Raw genomic sequence first — 19,359 nt, 5'->3', positions numbered from 1 at the left:
TCAGTTGTGTCACTTCGGTAGCGTGACCTCCCCAGTTGATAAGGAAGTGGTATTCGTGAAGGACAACATCCGCACTCGTCGCAGTAGTAAGCCACACCATACCGAACATCATCGCTCGCAGAGAATTGGCTGGCTGCGTGCTGCCGTGCTGGGGGCGAACGATGGCATCGTTTCTACTGCCAGTCTGGTGATGGGCGTAGCGGCTGCGGAAGCCAGCACACACAGCATTCTGCTGGCGGGATTAGCCGGGCTGGTGGCTGGAGCGATGTCGATGGCCGCCGGAGAATATGTGTCGGTCAGTTCCCAGTCTGATACCGAGCACGCTGATCTTGAGGTCGAGCGGCAGGAGCTGGAGGATGACCCGGAGCATGAGCTGATTGAGCTGACCAATATCTACGTCAAGCGGGGGCTGGAGCGACCTCTGGCCAGACAGGTGGCAGAGCAGCTGATGGCGCACGATGCGCTTGGCGCCCATGCCCGCGATGAGCTGGGGATTACCGAGACCGCCACTGCCCGGCCTGTGCAGGCGGCGCTGACTTCTGCGCTGACCTTCTCACTGGGCGCTGTGCTGCCGCTGCTGGTGGTGGCGCTGGTGCCTGCCAGCAGTTTGCTGTGGAGTGTGGCACTGGTGGCGTTGCTCTGCCTCGCGGCATCGGGTGCGCTGGCGGCCAGAGCCGGTGGTGCACCGGTTGGGGTGGCGGCATTTCGGGTCACATTCTGGGGCGCGCTGGCGATGGCGATGACCACCGCAGTGGGTGCGCTTTTTGGTGTGACCACGGGCTAGGGAAAAGGAGAAAGACACATGAGTGCAATGCGTTTCCTGACCATCGGACTGGCGGGTGTGATTGGCACGGCGGCATCACTGTGGACACACGCCGATGACATGCCGACGGATACCACCCGGCAGGAGATGGTTCATCAGATGGGCCATGAAGTGATGCCCTTCAGTCTGGACAAGACCTCGCACATCTTTACCACCACTGATACGGGTGGTGTGCAGAAAGTGCTGGCGCAAAGCTCGGAGGACAAAGAGCAGGTCGCGCTGATTCAGAATCACCTGCTGTATGAGTCAGTACAGTTTCAGCAGGGGAATTTTGCTGACCCCACCCGCCTGCACGGTGAGGACATGCCGGGGTTAAAAACCATGGAGGAGGGCTCGACCCGTATTCGCATTCAGTACGAACGGTTGCCGACCGGGGCACAGATCACCTACAGCAGTGATGATCCCAAACTGGTGGAAGCGATTCACGACTGGTTCAAAGCGCAGCTGGATGATCATGGTGCCGATGCCAAACCGCAGTAACGCCGTTTTCAGCGCAGGATGAGGGGCATCTGCAGACAGCAAAAGGGAGGCACTGAGCCTCCCTTTGTCATCTGCGCTGGCAGCAGCTCATTGACGATGACAGCGATTACGCCGCTGCTTCGTCGTCCTTGCGCTCCACCAGTGTCAGGATGGAATACAGCGCCACCGGCTCGTTGTGCTGGTTGGTGACTTCCACATCCCACACCACTACCCCCGTCGCGCGCTGTTCATCGGGGCGTTTGTCCTTGCGGATTTTCTGCTTGCAGGTGAGGCGGGCCTGAATGGTATCGCCGATACCCACGGGGCTGACAAAGCGCAGGTTTTCCATCCCGTAGTTGGCCAGCACCGGGCCGGGTGACGGCTCGACAAACAGACCCGCTGCGGCGGAGATGACAAAGTAGCCATGGGCGACACGCTTGCCGAACAGCGAATCCTTCGCTGCCAGCTCATCGAAATGGGCATAGAAGTGATCGCCTGACAGGCAGCCGAAGTTGACGATGTCAGCCTCGGTGACGGTACGGCGATGGGTGATCAGGGTCTCGCCGATCTGCAGCTCATCGAAATAGCGGCGGAACGGATGCACCTGGGTTTTGATCTGCTCGGAGCCGGGGTGGAACTCGTTGGTGATGGCCGTCAGGGTGGTGGGGCTGCCCTGAATGGCGGTGCGTTGCATATAGTGTTTCACTGCCCGCAGGCCGCCCAGCTCTTCACCACCCCCGGCGCGACCGGGGCCGCCGTGGACCAGTGTCGGCAGTGGTGAGCCATGGCCGGTCGATTCTTTGGCACAGTCAGTGTTCAGCACCAGCAGGCGACCGTGATAGGCCGCGGTGCCGAGGATGACTTTTCTTGCTTCCAGATTGTCAGCGGTCACCAGTGAGCCTGCCAGACTGCCGCGGCCCATTTTGGCGATGGCAATGGCCTGCTCGATATCGTCATAGGCCATCAGCGTCGATACCGGGCCGAAGGCTTCAACCGAGTGAGGGATTTCGGTCTGCAGCGGCTGGTCACAATACAGCAGGGTGCTGGGGAAGAATGCGCCCGTGTCGGCACTGGCACCGGTCACGGCGAACTGGCGCTGACCACCGTAAATCACTTCTGCAGCGCCTTTGAGCTGCTCCAGTTTGGCCCAGACATCATCGACCTGATCACGGTTGACCAGCGGCCCCATGCGTACCCCTTCAACCGCCGGATCACCCAGCACTACTTTAGCCAGTCGGGCCTTGAGGGCTTCAGCGACCGCATCGGCACGCTGACGGGGAACAATGGCGCGGCGAATGGCGGTACATTTCTGCCCGGCCTTGACCGACATCTCGTTGGCGACTTCCTTGATGAACAGATCGAACTCGGCACTGCCGGGTTCCACGCCTGCACCGAGAATGCTGCAGTTGAGGGAATCCGCTTCCATGGTGAAGGGGATCGAGCGAGCAAGGATGTTGGGATGGCTGCGCAGTTTCTGACCCGTGGCGGCAGAGCCGGTAAAGGTGACCACATCCTGCTCCATCAGATGATCCAGCAAGTCGCCGGTACTGCCACAGACCAGCTGGATCGCCCCTTCGGGGAACTGCCCGGAAGCGATAATTTCCCGCACCATGGCTTCGGTCAGATAGCAGGTAGCACTGGCCGGTTTGACGATAACCGGGACACCGGCCGCCAGACTCGGAGCGATCTTTTCCAGCATGCCCCAGCAGGGGAAGTTGAAGGCGTTGATGTGTACCGCGACCCCTTCTTTCGGCACCAGAATATGGCGACCGACAAAGGTGCCCCTGGCTGACAGGCGTTCGCTGTTGCCTTCGACCACAAAGGTTTCATTGGGCAGCTCGCGGCGTACCAGACTGGAATAGGTAAACAGCGTGCCGGCACCGCCTTCGATATCGATCCAGCTGTCCACTCTGGTCGCACCGGTCAGCGCGGAGATGCGATAGAACTCATCTTTCTTGCTCATCAGATGCTGAGCCAGCGCCTTCAGACGGTTGGCGCGATCATGGAAGGTCAGCGCACGCAGTGCTGGCCCGCCTTTGCTGCGGCCATAATCGGCCACGGCTTTGAAATCGATCCCCTTGCTGGTGACGCTGCCAATCAGTTCGCCGCTGACGGCATGGAAGAGTTCCGCACCGCTGTCCTGTCCTTCGACCCACTGGCCGCATACATAGCTTTTGATTTTCATGCTGCTGACTCTGTTTGCAGGGCCATGCCGGATGAGCAGCAGGCCCCTGAATTGTTCTTGTTGATGACGTTTTGTACTGCCGCAAGGCTGCGCAGGTGCGCAGAGCGATTACAGGGTGTCGAAGTCGAGGACGACCTTTTTGCTGACCGGGAAGCACTGGCACGACAGCACGTAGCCTGCTTTGACTTCGTAGTCTTCCAGCGCGAAGTTGACGTCCATTTCCACTTCGCCTTCCACCACCTTGGCGCGGCAGGTTGAGCACACGCCGGCCTTGCAGGAGTAGGGCAGATCGGCGCCGTGTTCGTTACCGGCATCCAGAATGCTGCGGGTATCGCGGGCCAGACCGAAGTTGATCTGCCGGCCGTCTGCGATAACGGTGACGTCGCACAGCTCGGCGGCAATGGCTTCGCCACTGCTGTCACGCTGGCGGCGGGCGGTGGCAGGCAGACCGGTGCCGAACAGTTCGTAGTGGATGCGGGCTTTGTCCAGATCGTGTTGCTGCAGCGCTTCACTGACCAGCTCGATCATCTGTTGCGGGCCACACAGGAAGGCCGCGGTCAGATGTGGAACATCCAGCCAGCGGTCGAACAGCGCCTTGCATTTGTCATGATCAAGACGGCCGTTGTAGAGGTCGATGTCCTGCTGTTCGCGGGTCATCAGGAACACCAGGTTGAGGCGGCCCATGTACCGGTTTTTCAGGTCAGCCAGCTGCTCGCGGAAAATAGTGCTGGAGGTCGAGCGGTTGGCATAGAACAGGGTAAAGGTGCTCTGCGGCTCGGTATCCAGCGTGGTTTTGATGATGCTGATAATAGGGGTGATACCGCTGCCTGCAGCAACGCCAAGATAGTGACCGACCCGCTCTGCATCCAGCTCGGTGCTGAAATGTCCCGCAGGTGGCATGGCTTCCAGTTGCAGCGGCTGGGCGCTGTGCAAAAGGGCCTGCGCCTGATCGTTCAGCCAGTTGGAAAACAGACCACCGGCCACGCGTTTGACGGCAATGCGTAATTCGCCGTCATGCACACCGGAGCAGATGGAGTAGGAGCGACGTACTTCCTCATCGTTGATGCGGGTACGCAGCACCAGATGCTGGCCCTGACTGAAGCGGAAGGTGTCCTGCAGCCCGGCGGGAATGGCGAAGGCGACAGACACTGCATCGCGGGTTTCCTGGCGCACATTGGCCACATCAAGGGAATAGAAACGGCTCATGGTTACCTCGATCAATTTTGTTGTTATGCCAACTTCATGGGCCAGCAGGCCGCGCCAGACGGCGTGGCGGCTGCGTCAGGCGTTTCAGCTCAGAGGCACGTGAATCAGATGCATTTGAATCAGATACATTTGAAATAGTCGAAGGGCTCGCGGCAGTCGTCGCAGCGGTACAGTGCCTTGCAGGCAGTGGAGCCAAATTCGCTGATCACGCTGGTATGCACCGAGCCGCAATGAGGGCAGTGCACTTCCGGCTCCTCGCCTAGCAGGGTGCGCTTGCTGGCGCTACCTGCCGGGGGGGCAATGCCGTAAGCGCGCAGCTTGTCGCGGCCACTCTGGCTGATCCAGTCGGTCGTCCAGGCCGGTGACAACTGCTCCTGCAGCTCAATCTGTTCAAGCCCGGCCTGCCATAACGCCATATGAATGGCGTCGGCGATGGCCTGCGTTGCGGGGCAGCCGGAATAGGTCGGGGTCAGGGTGACCACCAGCCGGTCCTGCTGCCAGTCGAGCTGACGCACGATACCCAGCTCCACCACGCTGATCACCGGCACTTCCGGGTCTGGCACGGTATCCAGCAGTTGCCAGATAGCATCCAGCGCGGGGCGCTGTCCGTCTTCACGCAACAGGGTGCGTGGCCGGTCGCTGCTGATCAGGCCAAAGGCGCTGGCGGCAACCGCGGCGGTAGTGTGCTGCATGGTCAGCTCTCCTCGAAGGTGTTGCTCTTACCAGGTCGCGCCGGGGTAGGCGCGCGGCAGAAACTGCATTTCGGCCAGCAGATAACCCAGCTGCTCGGTGTGCAGACCCTGGCGTCCGCCGATCTGCATATAGGCGTTCTCATCCGGGCAGGTGAGGGTCGCTTCCTGCAGGGTGGTCTGCACATAGTTCAGCCACTGTTGCTGCAACGGTGCACTGGCAGGCACGATGCCTGCTTCCACCAGCAATGGGTCGGTGCTGGCGGCGGTAAACATTTCGCCGGTATAGGTCCAGATATCGTCGATGGCATCCTGCATTTTCTGATGGCTGATTGCTGTGCCATCACCCAGACGTTTGATCCAGGCGGTGGAGCGACGCAGGTGATAGGTCACTTCCTTCAGCCCTTTGCGGGCGATGGCCTGCACCTGTGCATCCGTGGACTGGCACAGGGCGGTCAGCAGATGGAAATGCCAGGCATCGAAGAAAAACTGGCGGGCCATGGTGTCGGCAAAGTTGCCGTTGGCCTGCTCGGTAATCAGCAGATTGCGGTATTCGCGCTCGTCACGCAGAAACGCCAGCTGGTCGGCATCGCGGCCCTGATCTTCCAGCTCAGCGGCATAGCTCAGCCAGCTACGAGCCTGACCCAGCAGGTCGAGGCCGACGTTGGCGAGGGCCACTTCTTCTTCCAGTGCGGGAGCATGGCCGACCCATTCACACAGGCGCTGTGACATCACCGTGTCGCTGTCGCCCAGATGCAGCAGGTAATCCACCAGCGCCTGACGGCAGGTGCTATTCAGTTGTGCAGTCATGCCGCTCTCCTTACATATGGTCCAGTTCTTTGGGCAACACATAGAAGGTGGCATGGCGATAAACCTTGTCATCCGACGGATCAAACAGCGGGTCTTTGTCGTCCGGTGAGGAGGCGGTGATCTGTGCTGAAGGCACCACCCAGAGGCTGACGCCCTCGCTGCGACGAGTGTAAAGATCACGGGCATTTTCCAGTGCCATGGCGGCATCAGCGGCGTGGACGCTGCCCACATGCTTATGGTTCAGGCCATGCTTGCTGCGAACGAAGACTTCAAAAAGGGTCCAGTCAGACATCGTGCTTACCTCAGAATCTCATCAAACGGCCAATCAGGCGGCGTGTTGTTTTTGTTGCTGTTTGCTGGCGTAAGCCGTGGCGGCTTCACGTACCCAGTCACCGTTCTCGATGGCTTCGCGACGGGTGCGCAGGCGCTCACGGTTGCAGGGGCCGTTACCTTTCAGCACATCGTAAAACTCGCTCCAGTCGATCTCGCCAAAGTCATAGTGGCCGCGTGCTTCGTTCCACTTCAGGTCGGGGTCCGGTGCGGTGCAGCCGAGCAGCTCCAGCTGCGGAATAGTCTGATCAATAAAGCGCTGGCGCAGGTCATCGTTGGACATGCGTTTGATCTTCCACGCCATGGACTGAGCCGAGTTGGGGGAGTCGGTATCGGTGGGGCCGAACATCATCAGCGCAGGCCACCAGAAGCGGTTGATGGAGTCCTGCACCATGGCTTTCTGCTCGTCGTTGCCTTCGCGCATCATGGTCAGCAGGATTTCGTAGCCCTGGCGCTGGTGGAAGCTTTCTTCCTTGCAAATGCGAATCATGGCGCGGGAGTAGGGGCCGTAGGAGGTGCGTTGCAACACCACCTGATTGACGATAGCGGCGCCATCCACCAGCCAGCCAATGGTGCCCATGTCGGCCCAGCTGCGGGTGGGGTAATTGAAGATAGAGGAGTATTTCACTTCGCCGCGATGGAGTTTGGCCACTTCGTCGTCACGGTCAGCGCCGAGGGTTTCCATAGCGCTGTACAGGTACAGGCCGTGTCCGGCTTCGTCCTGAATCTTGGCCAGTAGCTGCAGTTTGCGCTTGAAGCTGGGGGCGCGGGTCAGCCAGTTCTTCTCAGGCAGCATGCCGACGATCTCTGAATGAGCATGTTGAGAGATCTGCCGAATCAGGGTGCGGCGATAGGCTTCGGGCATCCAGTTCTTCGCTTCGATCTTGATCTCGGCATCGATCTTCTCCTGAAAGTGTCGCTCCTCGGGCGACATCTCATCCAGATTACGAACCCGCTTCACCCCGGTCTCTACGAGTTGAGCATACATGCAGTGGCTCCTCTTGTTTTTGTCTGTTGAGCACAAAATGTGCTGTATGGGGTTGATTATATGATACATAAAAATGATGTCTACAGTTTTTATATGTATCACATTTGTGATCGGTATGATTTCAACGATAGATCAAGTAAAAATGGCTCTATGGTGTGATTCGTCTTTGAGAGGTTTTGCTTTGTGTGCTTTATAAAAACCAAGTTGAAACAAAATTGCGTGTCATATTTTGATGTGCATTTCTGCGCAGGGAGAAGTGAACAGGCTGCTGCCTGATGTTGCCTGTAAGGAGACAGGCAGGTGTGCCTGCCGGGCGGGTTGATCTTCGGCGGTGATGCCCATACCCTTTCTGCTGCTTGAATGGCGTGCAGGACTGCACGAAGTGCCGCTCGATGTGCAGGCACCACAACAGGGAAGGGCTGGTTTATTTTCTGCTGCTGTGGGCCTGCCATAAGTGCTCCTTTCCTGAAGAGGGAGCGTTGCCGACAGCTATTAAGGAAAATCGATGAGCTCAGCAGAAATTCAAAGCCCGGAAGTAAAACTTGCCGTGGGTCGCTTTATCGAATTGGCATACTCGAAAGACAAGGGAATGACCGCCAAAATTCTTGCTAAAGGAAAGGCGTCTATGACCATCAATGAAAACGGTGATACTACGTTTTCTGGGAATGGAGGCATGATGACTTTCAGTGGTAATCCTGTGCTACAAAATATCGGATTAAGTTTCAAAAGGATGAGTGTCAGCTTCACCAATCAAGACGGTATGAAGGTTGGCTATGTGGCACGAATTAATGCGGGTATGACATTTAGTGTTAAGGGGAATTTTGATCTCGAAGAGCTTATTACCTCCTGCTCGGGCCTGCTCTGTCAGGCCGCGAGAGCGCTGAAGTCTCCCTTAAAATCCTATGATCGTGAATTGCAGCAGATTATGGGGAATTAATAATGCGAATGTTGTTATCCTTCTTTTTTTCTCTGTTGGTAGTTACGGGTTCATACGCTGGCCAGCCATCTCCGTTGCTGGATGCATTTGATAAATTTTCGCTCGAAGTAAACGAAAATAATGCCTTTGAAAGAGGGCCCTCCTTTTTTACAAAGGGATTTATAGAGGAGGCGCAATTTTCAAAAAATCCAGATGTAAACAAGAAGTCTCTGCTTCGTTTATATACCATGCATGAAATGTTGAAAAAGCGGGAAAATACTTTTGAAATGATGGAAAAAGGTGGGGCTTCGGGATGCCTTACAATTAATGGCTATAGTAGTGCTGATGAACCTCTGTCGATGTTTATTTTATATAAAAATAGTGAATCACATTGGTTGATAAATCAGGTTCATGTCGATTTTCTAAATGAGGGTGATGCGTTTACAGACCATGCTCAGTGCCCGCAAGAAGCGATGTGAAATGCAGTTAAAGTAAAAGGGGGAGATACCCCTTTTACTTTGCGATTCAAAAATATCTATGTGGAATTGGAGCTATCGATCTGCTTGATAGTGTCCTGAAAAGTTCGAGTTCCTATAAAACAATCAGCCCCTGAAGTGAGAATTGCTATGTGGCGTTATGCTCTGATGGGGCTGGTTTTCGGTGTGGCATCTGTTTGGTATTTCGGTTATCCGACATCGCCGGCTAGCTATATTGCTATTGAATATGAGGCGCCTTCTGGCTCGTCCAACTTGCAAGATATAGAAGTGACTGCCGGGCCAGACAGACGGCATCTGTCTGACCTTCAGCCAGGTGAAATTGCCGAAACCAAGGTATATCCACTTAAAGGTGGGTATGAAATAGGCATTGGTTTCAGCGGTAAGCTACAGCCGGAAAATGCTGGAGGCTGGGTGGTCGAGAACCCCTATGACAGTGGCGTACCGTTTCGCCTTCTGGTGAAGATTAATGAGAAGGGTGAAATTTTGTCCAAGCAGTTCTGCAAACTACCCTGTTCACTTAAGTAACCAGAAGTTGATGGGTGGATAACCCCAGTCCATCCAAGTTGAGCAGTTACCACGCAAGCATCTAACTCCAAGATATGAAAGCGTTTAATGTCACTCTGACCAAGAGAGGCTGGGTGTTATTTATTGCAGAATAGGATGAAAACTTTTGTCCAGTACAGATAGGCGTCAATGGTCCGCCTACTGTATCGATGTACCATCATGCAGTCTTGGCCAGATGTTAGAAAGAGAGGCTTCACCATGTCGAGCACTTCTTCCTTGAAAAAACTGGAAGAAGGTATACCTTTTGGATGGTCTGTTATCGATAAAAAATACCTTTTAGTGACTCGTGTTAGTGTTGGCTAATTTATTTTTTCTATTAAGATCAAAATCTTATATGACTGCTTTTAGGAGAAGGTTTACTAAAAGGTATACCTTTTAATAATTGTTATTAGGTCGAAGACCTCATTAACATACTGTTAGTTGATATTGGAGTTTAGTCATAGTGATCAATAACTGGATTAGATATGAAAATATTGAAGAAAAGAGAGCCGGTTACTATGTAAGCTACAAGCCAGTGTTTACAGATCAAGAGTTTGCAATATTAATAGTTAATATTTACGAAAAAAACCTTTTTGAAGAAGTAAAAGAAATTTGTGAATCTGAGTTAAATATTTGGATTGAAAGGTTTCCAACACCTTTGATGGTCATGGTGAAAAATATGACCGATTCTGATTTTAGTATCAAAAACGTCACTGGTGAAAATTATTTGCTCGGTTATCCAGATTGTGAGGGCGTCTATTTTTGTTGGGGTGACTACCCTAAAGGAAAGGAGCCTGATATTGATTTATCAAGGGATTCGTTATCAGAAATATACTCGACGATCCCATATAAATCTAGTGATGATGCTAGAAATGAAATTGCCTTACGTGTAAAAGGTATTAAAGCACTGCGCATTACATTAATATTGTGGCTGTGCGTGATTCCCGCAATAATTGCTTACTTGGGTTGGTCAAATCCGGTTGTTTCGCTTTTAGCGTTAATATACAGTTTGTTCATGACTTCGAAAAAAGCTCTTGAATTATGGGGTGTAAAAAATAAATCAGTTAAGCAAATAGAGAAGGAAAAGGAAGATCAGCTTAAAGAACACCATCATTACCATTGCAAACTTAATCCAGAAGGGTTTCTAAAGCTGAAACTTGAAAATCTTAAAAAGGAAAGCACGGAAAGAAAAAATTCCAAAATAGAAAGTATGCGCAACTAACAAGGTTATGAAATCGACCTCAATAAGCTGTGCTTTTTTCGGCAATTTATAACAGCGTTATAAGTCAAGGAGCAGCAAGTGGCATCTGCACAACCAGTCACCTTTTTAATATTGATCGCTATAGGCAGCGCTTTGCTTTTTCCTCCTCTCTGGTGGATTCTGTCTTATTGGCAGTGCAAAATAAAACAGAGTCGCCTGTCTAAAATTTCATTATTTCTATCAGTTATCCCAATCCTGTCAATAGGTGTTTTATTTTTAGGTAAAAGCATATTTCCGGCAAAGTTGTCTGTCCTAACTTTTTCCCTTTCTCCTTTCTTCAGCTTGGTTTTATTCATTGTTATTATGGCAATCACAATTGCAAAATCACATCAAAGAAATGACTTATAACAAACGGCTCAAACCGACCTCCACTGCGTTGCTCGTTTTGCGCTTTTTCGCTACGTTAGCGCAAAACAATCAACTCCGTTCCGGCGGCTTAGCCGGGCGTTAGGCATCAATAATGAAATCCTGGATTGATAACACAAGGCCAATAAGTAAGATTGATGCAGAAATATGCTATCTGCTGAAAGATGACTTTTATTATGGTCCCGACTCCCACCCTCAGATTGTGGAGAGGAAGGAAGTAGACCCTCTTCCAACGCTCGACTTCCCTCGGGTGGTTGAGCAAATGGCAAGAACCTCAGAAGTGTCAGGTCATGAACATCAGCTAGCGAATTATTATTCTGGTGTTTTATCTGCAGCCAAAAGGCACGAGAAGTCTTTTAACGAAATACATCAATATTTTTGGCTTCGATTTTGGCTATGGAATTCGGAAGAGGATATACATGTAGGATTTCCTTGGTACGACACGCTCGGAGAAATAGAAAACTTTATCAAATCTGTCATTGAAACTGAGAGTGGTGAGGTTTTTTATGATGTCGACCAAGGATGGGAGTTAGATGTCTATGCAAGAGATGGGTTCCTATATATCCAAGAACGGGATCCAGATTACGATGAGGTTTATTACTCAGTTAGTGTGCCTAGAGATCCTTTAATAAAAAGCCTCATTGAGCTAATTGAGAGGGCTGGCACTCAGATTGAGAGCTTGTCAAACTTGGTAGGGCATAACTATTGGCGGCCACGTGAACCCGTAGATATGCCAGCTAAAGAAGCGTCAGGAGTTTCTAAAAAGCTTTGGTGGAAACTGTGGTAAAGCCTAACAAATTGCTGTACCTGGCAAATATTGCTGCGCTCGTTTTTGTGTATGTCGAGTAGCTCCATTTTACACAAAAACGCTCTCCGCAATATTTTCAGGTGAGCAAGGCGTTAAATTTCTCAAATACGCGAAGGAGAGCATAATGAAGTCAGCTAGGGATCTTGGTGTGAAGAAGCTTTACAAATATAGAGCTTTTGAGCCCAGTAGGACGGAATTTATAAAAAGTATCTTTGAGAAAAATGAACTGTATTATCCATTTCCAAGTGGGCTGAATGACCCATTTGAGTGTCAATTTCAGCTGAAGGTAGGTGATCTTTCAGACTTGGAATACAGGTCTAAACATCGTGTTTGGGCGTATGAGGTACAAAAGCATCTGAGTCCTGTTGTAGGGCCAGTGGATTACTTTAAGTACTATGATTCATTATCTAATGAAACACATCTAAAGCTTACAAAGGACATAAGAGATAAGACATTTGAAACAGTAGATCAGAAGTGGGGCATATTCAGTCTATCGTCCGATCCTCAAAATGTCCTTATGTGGGCTCATTATGCCAATAATCATCGTGGCTTCTGTCTAGAGTTTGATACGAGTAATGATTACTTCGGTAGAGCTTGGAAGGTTAACTATGTTAACAGGATTAACTCAATTGATATTTTGGACTTCTCTGAAGAAGATGCTTTTAATTCATTAGTTACTAAGACCAAAGAATGGAGCTATGAGAGTGAGTTCAGAGTTATTTCTCACGCTCAAAATCAAGGTGTTGGACTGCCTGCACTTGTCAGAGAAAACGTTTCTGAATTTCCTGTATCTAGATTAAGTGGCATCATCTTTGGAGCAAGAATGTCCCAAGCAGATATTACGGAGGTTTTAGGTTGGTTAGATGAGAGACATAGTCATGTAAAACTGAAAAAAATCGGTTTGAACGATGACGGTACTCTTAGGGTGACCGAAATTTAACAAAGCATTTAAGAGTAATTCGCAACGCTTGAGAGACTGTTCATAGCTCTGTGTCAGCCAACACTCCCTCGTCTTGAGTCAATCAGCTACCCAGCTAGGAGATAACGACTGGCTTGATGGTGTACAGCAGGACTTATGTTGCTGTTGCTTCGCTCCAAAACGCAAAGTAAGCCTCTGCTTGTAGCGTTATGTACTTTTACGGAAAATCAGAAACTTATGGATGAGAACACTGAAATTTGGCGTCAGTATTACGAAAAGGCATTATCTCGCCCACATTCAAAACGTACAGCGTTTGCAGCCGGACTTAATAAATCAAACCTCAAAGTAGCCACTGACTGCGGTTGTGGAACTGGAAGTGATATCGCGTATCTAGAGCGACAGGGTTTTCAAGTTTATGGCTTCGATATTAACCCTGATTCGATTGCTATTTGTCGAGACAGATTTGGGTCAAAGTCACTAGTGGATATCGTAGAGTCGTCTTTTGAGTCGTTTGACTATCCAAAGTCTGGTGTAGTTATCGCAAACTCAAGCTTGTTCTTCGCTAACCCAGACCAATTTGAAGCGACATGGAGCAACATTAAATCCTCAATTGAAATCGGTGGGGTGTTTGCTGGCGATTTCATGGGTTTCAAAGACAGCTGGGCTAATAATTATCGTAGTCCAACAGCACCTTTTTCGGAATCAGAGGTAAAGGCTTTGTTCTCAGATTTTGAAATAGTCAGGTTCTTTGAACGTGATGAAAAAGAGAAAACCTCATTGGGTAGAATGAAGCATTGGCATACATATTCCGTGGTCGCGGTGAAACGTGGGTCTGTAAATTGAACTGTGTAACTGCGTTTATGGGATGATGCGGGAACACCGCGAGGAGCAGTTACATGGCACTAACGCCAGAGACATTGGATGAGCTGACTCAGGAATGTAAGACCCCGGAGGATGTCAGCAAGCTGTACGCCCAGATGCTGCAACACATGATCAATCGCAGCCTGCAAGCCGAGATGGACGACCACCTTGGCTACGACCGCCACGACAAAGCCGAGCCCGGTGCCAAGCGGGGCAATACCCGTAACGGCAAGAGCCGTAAAACGGTGCAGAGTGATGTCGGCGACTTGCTCATAGAGACTCCCCGCGACCGCGAAGGCCGCTTCGAGCCACAGCTGCTCAAGAAGCGGCAAGTTCGGCTGGCGGGGATGGAAGACAAGATCCTGACCCTGTACGCCAAGGGCATGACCACGCGTGATATCGAGAGTGCGCTGGTGGACTTATACGGTGTGACGATTTCGCACACACTCATCGCCCAGGTTACTGATGCGGTTCTGGAGGAAGCCAAAGCGTGGCAGACGCGACCGCTGGAAGCGATTTACCCCATCGTCTGGCTGGATGGTCTGGTGGTCAAGGTACAGCACAACAAGCAGGTGGTGAACAAGTCAGCGCACGTTGTGCTTGGCGTCAATCTGCGCGGCGAGAAAGAAGTGCTGGGTCTGTGGCTGGCCGAAAGCGAAGGGGCGAAGTTCTGGTTGTCGGTGCTGACGGAGTTGCGTCATCGTGGCGTGCAGGATATTTACATCGCCAGTATGGACGGTCTGAAAGGCCTGCCGGAAGCGGTCAACGCGGTGTTTCCGAAAACGTTGACCCAGCTGTGTATTGTGCATCTGGTGCGCGCCAGCTTGCGTTATGTCAACACCAAAGACAGCAAGGTCGTTGTGGGTGCCCTGAAGCGAATTTACACATCGGCGACAGCGGACGAAGCCGTGCGCGAACTGGATGACTTTGAGAGCGATTGGGGTGAGAAATATCGGGCGGTGGTGCGGTTGTGGCGCGGTCACTGGGACAACATCATGCCGTTCTTCCAGTTCCTGCCGGAGATCCGGAAAGTGATCTACACGACCAACGCCATCGAATCCCTGAACATGAGCCTGCGGAAACTGACACGTAATCGGCGCATTTTTCCGAACGACGATTCGGCACTCAAGTCACTCTTTCTGGCCATCCGCGAAGCATCGAAGAACTGGAAGGCTATTCATCACTGGAAACCGGCACTACAGAGTTTTCAGGTGATGTTTGGGGAGGAGCGCGTGCCGCTGGCCGCACTCTGAAAGGGAGCAGTTACACAGTTCGTTTGACAGACCCTGAAACGTATATAAAAAAGCAGTAAGTATCCCCCGGCAAATCGGGGCTCAAACTCCAGCCTGTCAGAGAGGATGCGCCCTGTGCCGTGGGCTCAAGCGTGCGCTTATGGCGCCAGAACCTCATGGACCCCATCGGTGACTGTTCGACAAAGCCGGTGTGCAGGTGAATAGCCAGCAGCGTCAGATCTGAGTAATCGATGGGGATGAACCCGAGCAGTTTGAGGGGCTGCGAAAAAGGAATGTGTCCCGCCCAACCTTCAGCTATTCCTCGGCTTGTGATGCCTGAAGATGGCTGCTGAAGCAGGCACGGTATCGTAACAGTCAGAGCTGAAAACCAAGCCAGATAACGGCAGACGTCGCACAGGAAACCACAGCACTGACGGGTTTGAACAACAGGCTGCCCTTGCTCTGCTCAATGCCGTGTTGCTGATGCTCCAGTTCTTCACTGAGGATCGACTGCACTGCCTGATACGCCTCACTATCATTCTCTGCTTCGAGGCTGGCCAGCTGTGCAAGGAGATGATGAGTGACAACCGTTTCCACCGCTGCCGTACAGGTCATGATGCCCGCCCGTCCCATCAGCGCAGTGATCAGCCCCAGGCAGAACCCACCGATGCCGCAAAGCCAGAAACTTTTACAGCGGGCGATGCCTCTGGACTGTAAGATGCGGCCGAAAATCTCCAGATGCTTTCTCTCATGGCTGAGAAAGTCTTCCAGTGTCGCCACCAGCTGGGGGGAGAACAGTCTGGCGACCAGGATCTGCGCTCGATAGATATTGATGGCGCCAAACTCTCCGGCATGGTTGATCTTCATGATTTTGCTGGCGATACGGACCGGCTCAATCGTATCGGGCATTAGCTTTTCATTCAGTCCCTGATTCATTTTTCCCGCCTGCTGGCTATGTGAATGTAACGATGGCATCTGTTGTAGCGCCAGTCGGTACAGTAATTCAAGTGCCAGCCACTGAAGGTGGTTGGAGAGCGTCGTCAGTTTGAGCTGATACCGCGGTGGCGGGAGATGCAAAGAAAGCCCGCAAGGGGCTTTCTTCAGAACCGGGATTAGCTGCGCAGAGGAGCGTTATGCCAGCCGTTCAATCACCATGGCGATACCCTGACCGACGCCGATGCACATCGTGCACAGCGCATAGCGGCCATTGCGAATTTCCAGCTCATTCAGTGCGGTGGTAATCAGGCGTGCGCCACTCATGCCCAGCGGATGGCCAAGGGCGATAGCGCCGCCGTTGGGGTTAACATGTTCGGCATCGTCTGGCAGGCCCAGATCGCGCAGGACGGCCAGCCCCTGTGAAGCAAAGGCTTCGTTCAGCTCAATCACATCCATATCCGCCAGTGTCAGGCCGACCTGCTGCAGCACCTTGCGCGTTGCAGGAGCAGGGCCAAAGCCCATGATGCGGGGCTCAACCCCTGCCGTGGCCATGCCCAGCACCCGGCCGCGGGCTTTGAGCTGGAAGCGATCAGCGGCTGCCGGGCTGGCCAGCAGCAGCGCGCAGGCGCCATCATTTACGCCCGAGGCATTGCCTGCAGTGACGCTGCCACCGGCGCGGAATGGCGTCGCGAGCTTATTCAGGGTGGCCAGCGTGGTGTCTGCACGAGGGTGTTCATCGGTGTCAAACAGCAACGGGTCTGCTTTGCGACGGGGGATGCTGACCGGCACTATCTCACGGGCAAAGCGACCCGCCGCCTGTGCACGGGCAGTGCGCTGCTGACTCAGCAGGGCGAACGCATCCTGATCCTGCCGGGAAATGCCGAACTGTTCAGCGACGTTTTCGGCGGTTTCCGGCATGGAGTCGACGCCGTACTGCTCCTTCATCAGTGTGTTGATAAAGCGCCAGCCAATGGTGGTGTCAAAGATCTCGGCGCTGCGACTGAAGGCACTGTCAGCTTTGCCCATCACGAAAGGCGCGCGCGACATAGACTCGACACCACCGGCGATCATCAGCCCGGCTTCACCGGCCTTGATGGTGCGTGCCGCCAGGCCCACGGCATCCATACCGGAGCCGCACAGACGGTTGACGGTGGTGCCGGGCACGGTCACCGGCAGCCCTGCGAGCAGCGATGACATGTGCGCAACGTTGCGGTTGTCTTCACCGGCCTGATTGGCGCAGCCGTAGATCACGTCATCCACCTGTGCCCAGTCAACACCGGGGTTGCGTTCCATCAGTGCCCGGATCGGCACAGCGCCAAGGTCATCAGCCCGCACGCTGGCCAGCGTGCCGGCATAACGGCCGATAGGGGTGCGAATGGCATCGATGATCAGGGCGTCAGTAAGCTGAGTGCTCATGGTTATTTACTCCGTAGAGCCTTGCAGGCTCCGGTCATTCGGTGGTCAGCAGGCCGGGTTGTGAGTGGCGGCGTGTCTGAGATGCCGCCACTGGCCTGCTTGATATGAAACGTGTCAGGCGGACAGTATTTCGCCGCGCAGCTGGTATGACTTACCGCGAAACAGCGCAATATCCTGACCGTGCTGATTGCGGATGGTGATGTCATAGACGCCCAGCTTGCTGCCGCGTGACTGCTCTGTCGCGGTGGCCGTCAGTACGTCACCTTCCCGGGCGGGCGACAGATACTCGATGCTGCAGCCTGCCGCGACCGTCGGGGCGTTGTAACTGTTACAGGCAAAGGCAAACGCTGAGTCGGCGAGGGTAAACAGGTAGCCGCCGTGGCAAGTCTGATGACCCTGAATCATGAAGTCTTTGACGGTCATGCTGACCACGGCCTGACCCGGTGCAACAGAGTTGATCTCGATGCCCAGATGGCGGGTGGCCAGATCACGCTGATACAGCGCATCAGCACAGGCTTCTGCCATCTGCTGCGGGGCCAGAGTGGTGGTCTGTTCAGGCTGCGTTGACATGGAAGTGACCTCCTGTAACCGCCATGCGTTTGAGCTGGCGTGATGGGCGGTAGCGATCTTCACCATAGGCTTGCTGCATATGAGTGAGCACCTGATAAATGCGCTGTGTGCCGACGGCCTCTGCCCATGCCAGCGGGCCGCAGGGATAGTTGACGCCAAACTGCATGGCAATATCGGCATCGGCTGCGCTGCATACCTGCTGCATCACCGCATCAGCGGCTTCGTTGGCGAGCATGGCGACGGTGCGCATCACCGCCAGCCCCGGTGCATCATCCAGCTGTGACAGCGTGATGCCCGCCAGTGCGAACAGTTCGGTCACAGGTTGCAGCACGCGCCTGTCGGCCTGATCAGCGATAGCAATAGCCAGACGGCTGGCCTGCTGGTAGTCCAGCGCCAGATCAAACAGCACCAGATTGGCTGTGGCCTCGGTTACGGCGCGCTCGCTGGCCATACGACCGTCGGTCAATGCCAGTACGGCATCACCCAGCAACAGGCGCCCCTGCTGATTAGCCAGACCCTGACGGCGAACGATATGGATGCCGGTCTGCTGCAGGCGGGTCAGCAGGGGGGCAGCGACCCCTAGGTCACCTTCCACAATCAAGGTGGGCAGCTCGGCAAGGGTGCTGCCTGCGATGCTGAGTGACTGCGGCTGAGGTTGTGCGGCATCCGCGCGATAGTCATAGAAACCACGGCCACTCTTGCGCCCCAACCGGCCGCCATCGACCAGCGCCTTTTGTGTCAGCGATGGCAGAAAGCGCTGATCGCCGTAGTAGGCGTCGAATACCGAGCAGGTGACTGCATAGTTCACGTCGTGGCCGATCAGATCCATCAGCTCGAATGGCCCCATACGGAAGCCACCGGCATCACGCAACAGGGCGTCAATCGTGGCAGTGTCGGCCGCTCCTTCTTCCAGCAGGCGCAAGCCTTCGGCATAGAACGGGCGGGCCAGCCGGTTAACAATAAAGCCGGGAGTGGAGCGGGCATGTACCGGCTTTTTACCCCAGGCACTGGCGCTGGCGTAGAGGGTCTCGGCGACATTACGGTCGGTATCCAGACCGGAGATCACTTCCACCAGCTTCATGATCGGCGCAGGGTTAAAGAAATGCAGACCGGCAAAGCGCTCCGGGTGTTGCATGCCTGCGGCGATGGAGGTGATGGACAGTGAGGAGGTATTGCTGGTCAGCAGGGTATCGGCTGCGCACAGCTGCTCCAGCTCGGCGAACAGGCTGCGCTTGATGTCCAGATTCTCGATGATGGCTTCCACCACCAGCCCGGCATCAGCCAGCTGGCTCAGTTCCTCAATGGGCTGCAGGCGGCTGAGGATGGCTTCGGCTTCGCTGTTGTCCAGCTTGCCACGGCTGACCAGCTTGCCCAGCCCGGCACCGATGCTGTCGATAGCGCGGGAAGCGGCGCCTTCAGCTTTATCAAACAGTTTGACCTGATGGCCGTAACTGGCGGCGACCTGGGCAATGCCAGCGCCCATGGCTCCTGCGCCAATAACGGCGACGATGGTGTCTTTGCTCAGAGGTGGCATGGTGATCTCT

General features: G+C 53.7%; 22 protein-coding genes. 11 read left to right on the top strand and 11 right to left on the bottom strand.

Going from position 1 to position 19,359, the window contains the following annotated elements; genetic code table 11:
* Window positions 1-55 precede the first annotated feature (55 nt).
* Window positions 56-784 carry a VIT family protein gene (locus QCD60_RS26000; protein ID WP_279789874.1) on the top strand — a complete coding sequence of 243 codons (729 nt, stop codon included), beginning with the start codon at window positions 56-58 and terminating at the stop codon, window positions 782-784.
* 18 nt (window positions 785-802) lie between these two features.
* On the top strand, window positions 803-1,303 hold the full coding sequence (locus tag QCD60_RS25995; protein WP_279789873.1) for a hypothetical protein: 501 nt from the start codon (window positions 803-805) through the stop codon (window positions 1,301-1,303).
* A 106-nt stretch (window positions 1,304-1,409) separates the two neighbouring features.
* Here QCD60_RS25995 and paaZ read toward each other — a convergent pair whose 3' ends face one another.
* The 7 genes from paaZ to QCD60_RS25960 all read right to left on the bottom strand — a co-directional run bounded on the left by paaZ (window position 1,410) and on the right by QCD60_RS25960 (window position 7,942).
* Complete coding sequence (gene paaZ / locus QCD60_RS25990; RefSeq protein ID WP_279789872.1) at window positions 1,410-3,467, bottom strand: phenylacetic acid degradation bifunctional protein PaaZ; 2,058 nt, start codon at window positions 3,465-3,467, stop codon at window positions 1,410-1,412.
* A 108-nt stretch (window positions 3,468-3,575) separates the two neighbouring features.
* Window positions 3,576-4,673: a 1,2-phenylacetyl-CoA epoxidase subunit PaaE gene (gene paaE / locus QCD60_RS25985; RefSeq protein ID WP_279789871.1), complete on the bottom strand. Its 1,098-nt coding sequence runs from the start codon at window positions 4,671-4,673 to the stop codon at window positions 3,576-3,578.
* Window positions 4,674-4,792: 119 nt separating this feature from the next.
* Window positions 4,793-5,365, bottom strand: a complete 573-nt coding sequence (paaD, locus tag QCD60_RS25980) for a 1,2-phenylacetyl-CoA epoxidase subunit PaaD (RefSeq protein WP_279789870.1) — start codon at window positions 5,363-5,365, stop codon at window positions 4,793-4,795.
* 27 nt (window positions 5,366-5,392) lie between these two features.
* The gene (gene paaC / locus QCD60_RS25975; RefSeq protein WP_279789869.1) at window positions 5,393-6,172 is read right to left on the bottom strand and encodes a 1,2-phenylacetyl-CoA epoxidase subunit PaaC; all 780 of its coding nucleotides are present in this window, start codon (window positions 6,170-6,172) and stop codon (window positions 5,393-5,395) included.
* Between the two features lie 10 nt (window positions 6,173-6,182).
* Window positions 6,183-6,464, bottom strand: a complete 282-nt coding sequence (paaB, locus tag QCD60_RS25970; protein ID WP_104155204.1) for a 1,2-phenylacetyl-CoA epoxidase subunit PaaB — start codon at window positions 6,462-6,464, stop codon at window positions 6,183-6,185.
* A 33-nt stretch (window positions 6,465-6,497) separates the two neighbouring features.
* On the bottom strand, window positions 6,498-7,490 hold the full coding sequence (gene paaA / locus QCD60_RS25965) for a 1,2-phenylacetyl-CoA epoxidase subunit PaaA (protein WP_279789868.1): 993 nt from the start codon (window positions 7,488-7,490) through the stop codon (window positions 6,498-6,500).
* A gap of 98 nt (window positions 7,491-7,588) precedes the next feature.
* Window positions 7,589-7,942 carry a hypothetical protein gene (locus QCD60_RS25960; RefSeq protein WP_279789867.1) on the bottom strand — a complete coding sequence of 118 codons (354 nt, stop codon included), beginning with the start codon at window positions 7,940-7,942 and terminating at the stop codon, window positions 7,589-7,591.
* Window positions 7,943-7,995: 53 nt separating this feature from the next.
* On the opposite strand from QCD60_RS25960, the gene QCD60_RS25955 reads away from it, so the two are divergent.
* From QCD60_RS25955 to QCD60_RS25915, 9 genes are all read left to right on the top strand, one after another.
* Complete coding sequence (locus QCD60_RS25955) at window positions 7,996-8,427, top strand: hypothetical protein (RefSeq protein ID WP_279789866.1); 432 nt, start codon at window positions 7,996-7,998, stop codon at window positions 8,425-8,427.
* A 2-nt stretch (window positions 8,428-8,429) separates the two neighbouring features.
* Window positions 8,430-8,885 (top strand): hypothetical protein, encoded by a 456-nt coding sequence (locus QCD60_RS25950; RefSeq protein ID WP_279789865.1) that lies wholly within the window; start codon window positions 8,430-8,432, stop codon window positions 8,883-8,885.
* A gap of 147 nt (window positions 8,886-9,032) precedes the next feature.
* Window positions 9,033-9,428, top strand: a complete 396-nt coding sequence (locus QCD60_RS25945; RefSeq protein ID WP_279789864.1) for a hypothetical protein — start codon at window positions 9,033-9,035, stop codon at window positions 9,426-9,428.
* A 481-nt stretch (window positions 9,429-9,909) separates the two neighbouring features.
* On the top strand, window positions 9,910-10,668 hold the full coding sequence (locus QCD60_RS25940; RefSeq protein ID WP_279789863.1) for a hypothetical protein: 759 nt from the start codon (window positions 9,910-9,912) through the stop codon (window positions 10,666-10,668).
* A gap of 78 nt (window positions 10,669-10,746) precedes the next feature.
* Window positions 10,747-11,055, top strand: coding sequence for a hypothetical protein (locus QCD60_RS25935; RefSeq protein WP_279789862.1), 309 nt, complete (start codon window positions 10,747-10,749; stop codon window positions 11,053-11,055).
* A 112-nt stretch (window positions 11,056-11,167) separates the two neighbouring features.
* Window positions 11,168-11,860 (top strand): hypothetical protein, encoded by a 693-nt coding sequence (locus QCD60_RS25930; RefSeq protein ID WP_279789861.1) that lies wholly within the window; start codon window positions 11,168-11,170, stop codon window positions 11,858-11,860.
* 145 nt (window positions 11,861-12,005) lie between these two features.
* Window positions 12,006-12,821: a DUF2971 domain-containing protein gene (locus QCD60_RS25925; protein WP_279789860.1), complete on the top strand. Its 816-nt coding sequence runs from the start codon at window positions 12,006-12,008 to the stop codon at window positions 12,819-12,821.
* Window positions 12,822-12,956: 135 nt separating this feature from the next.
* Window positions 12,957-13,643 (top strand): class I SAM-dependent methyltransferase, encoded by a 687-nt coding sequence (locus QCD60_RS25920; RefSeq protein WP_279789859.1) that lies wholly within the window; start codon window positions 12,957-12,959, stop codon window positions 13,641-13,643.
* Window positions 13,644-13,696: 53 nt separating this feature from the next.
* Window positions 13,697-14,914 (top strand): IS256 family transposase, encoded by a 1,218-nt coding sequence (locus QCD60_RS25915; RefSeq protein WP_279789858.1) that lies wholly within the window; start codon window positions 13,697-13,699, stop codon window positions 14,912-14,914.
* Between the two features lie 354 nt (window positions 14,915-15,268).
* Here the strand turns inward: QCD60_RS25915 and QCD60_RS25910 are convergent, their stop codons facing one another.
* From QCD60_RS25910 to paaH, 4 genes are all read right to left on the bottom strand, one after another.
* Window positions 15,269-15,802 carry a demethoxyubiquinone hydroxylase family protein gene (locus QCD60_RS25910; RefSeq protein WP_279789857.1) on the bottom strand — a complete coding sequence of 178 codons (534 nt, stop codon included), beginning with the start codon at window positions 15,800-15,802 and terminating at the stop codon, window positions 15,269-15,271.
* 222 nt (window positions 15,803-16,024) lie between these two features.
* On the bottom strand, window positions 16,025-17,245 hold the full coding sequence (pcaF, locus tag QCD60_RS25905) for a 3-oxoadipyl-CoA thiolase (RefSeq protein ID WP_279789856.1): 1,221 nt from the start codon (window positions 17,243-17,245) through the stop codon (window positions 16,025-16,027).
* A gap of 114 nt (window positions 17,246-17,359) precedes the next feature.
* The gene (gene paaI, locus QCD60_RS25900) at window positions 17,360-17,815 is read right to left on the bottom strand and encodes a hydroxyphenylacetyl-CoA thioesterase PaaI (RefSeq protein WP_279789855.1); all 456 of its coding nucleotides are present in this window, start codon (window positions 17,813-17,815) and stop codon (window positions 17,360-17,362) included.
* Entirely contained in the window at window positions 17,799-19,349 is a 1,551-nt protein-coding gene (gene paaH / locus QCD60_RS25895) for a 3-hydroxyacyl-CoA dehydrogenase PaaH (RefSeq protein ID WP_279789854.1), read from the bottom strand. Before paaH ends, paaI begins: the two co-directional genes overlap by 17 nt.
* Window positions 19,350-19,359 lie beyond the last annotated feature (10 nt).

The sequence above is a fragment of the Pokkaliibacter sp. MBI-7 genome (genome assembly GCF_029846635.1).
Lineage (GTDB): Bacteria > Pseudomonadota > Gammaproteobacteria > Pseudomonadales > Balneatricaceae > Pokkaliibacter.
Note: the sequence above shows the minus strand (reverse complement) of the source record. Positions and strands in the feature narration are given on the sequence as shown.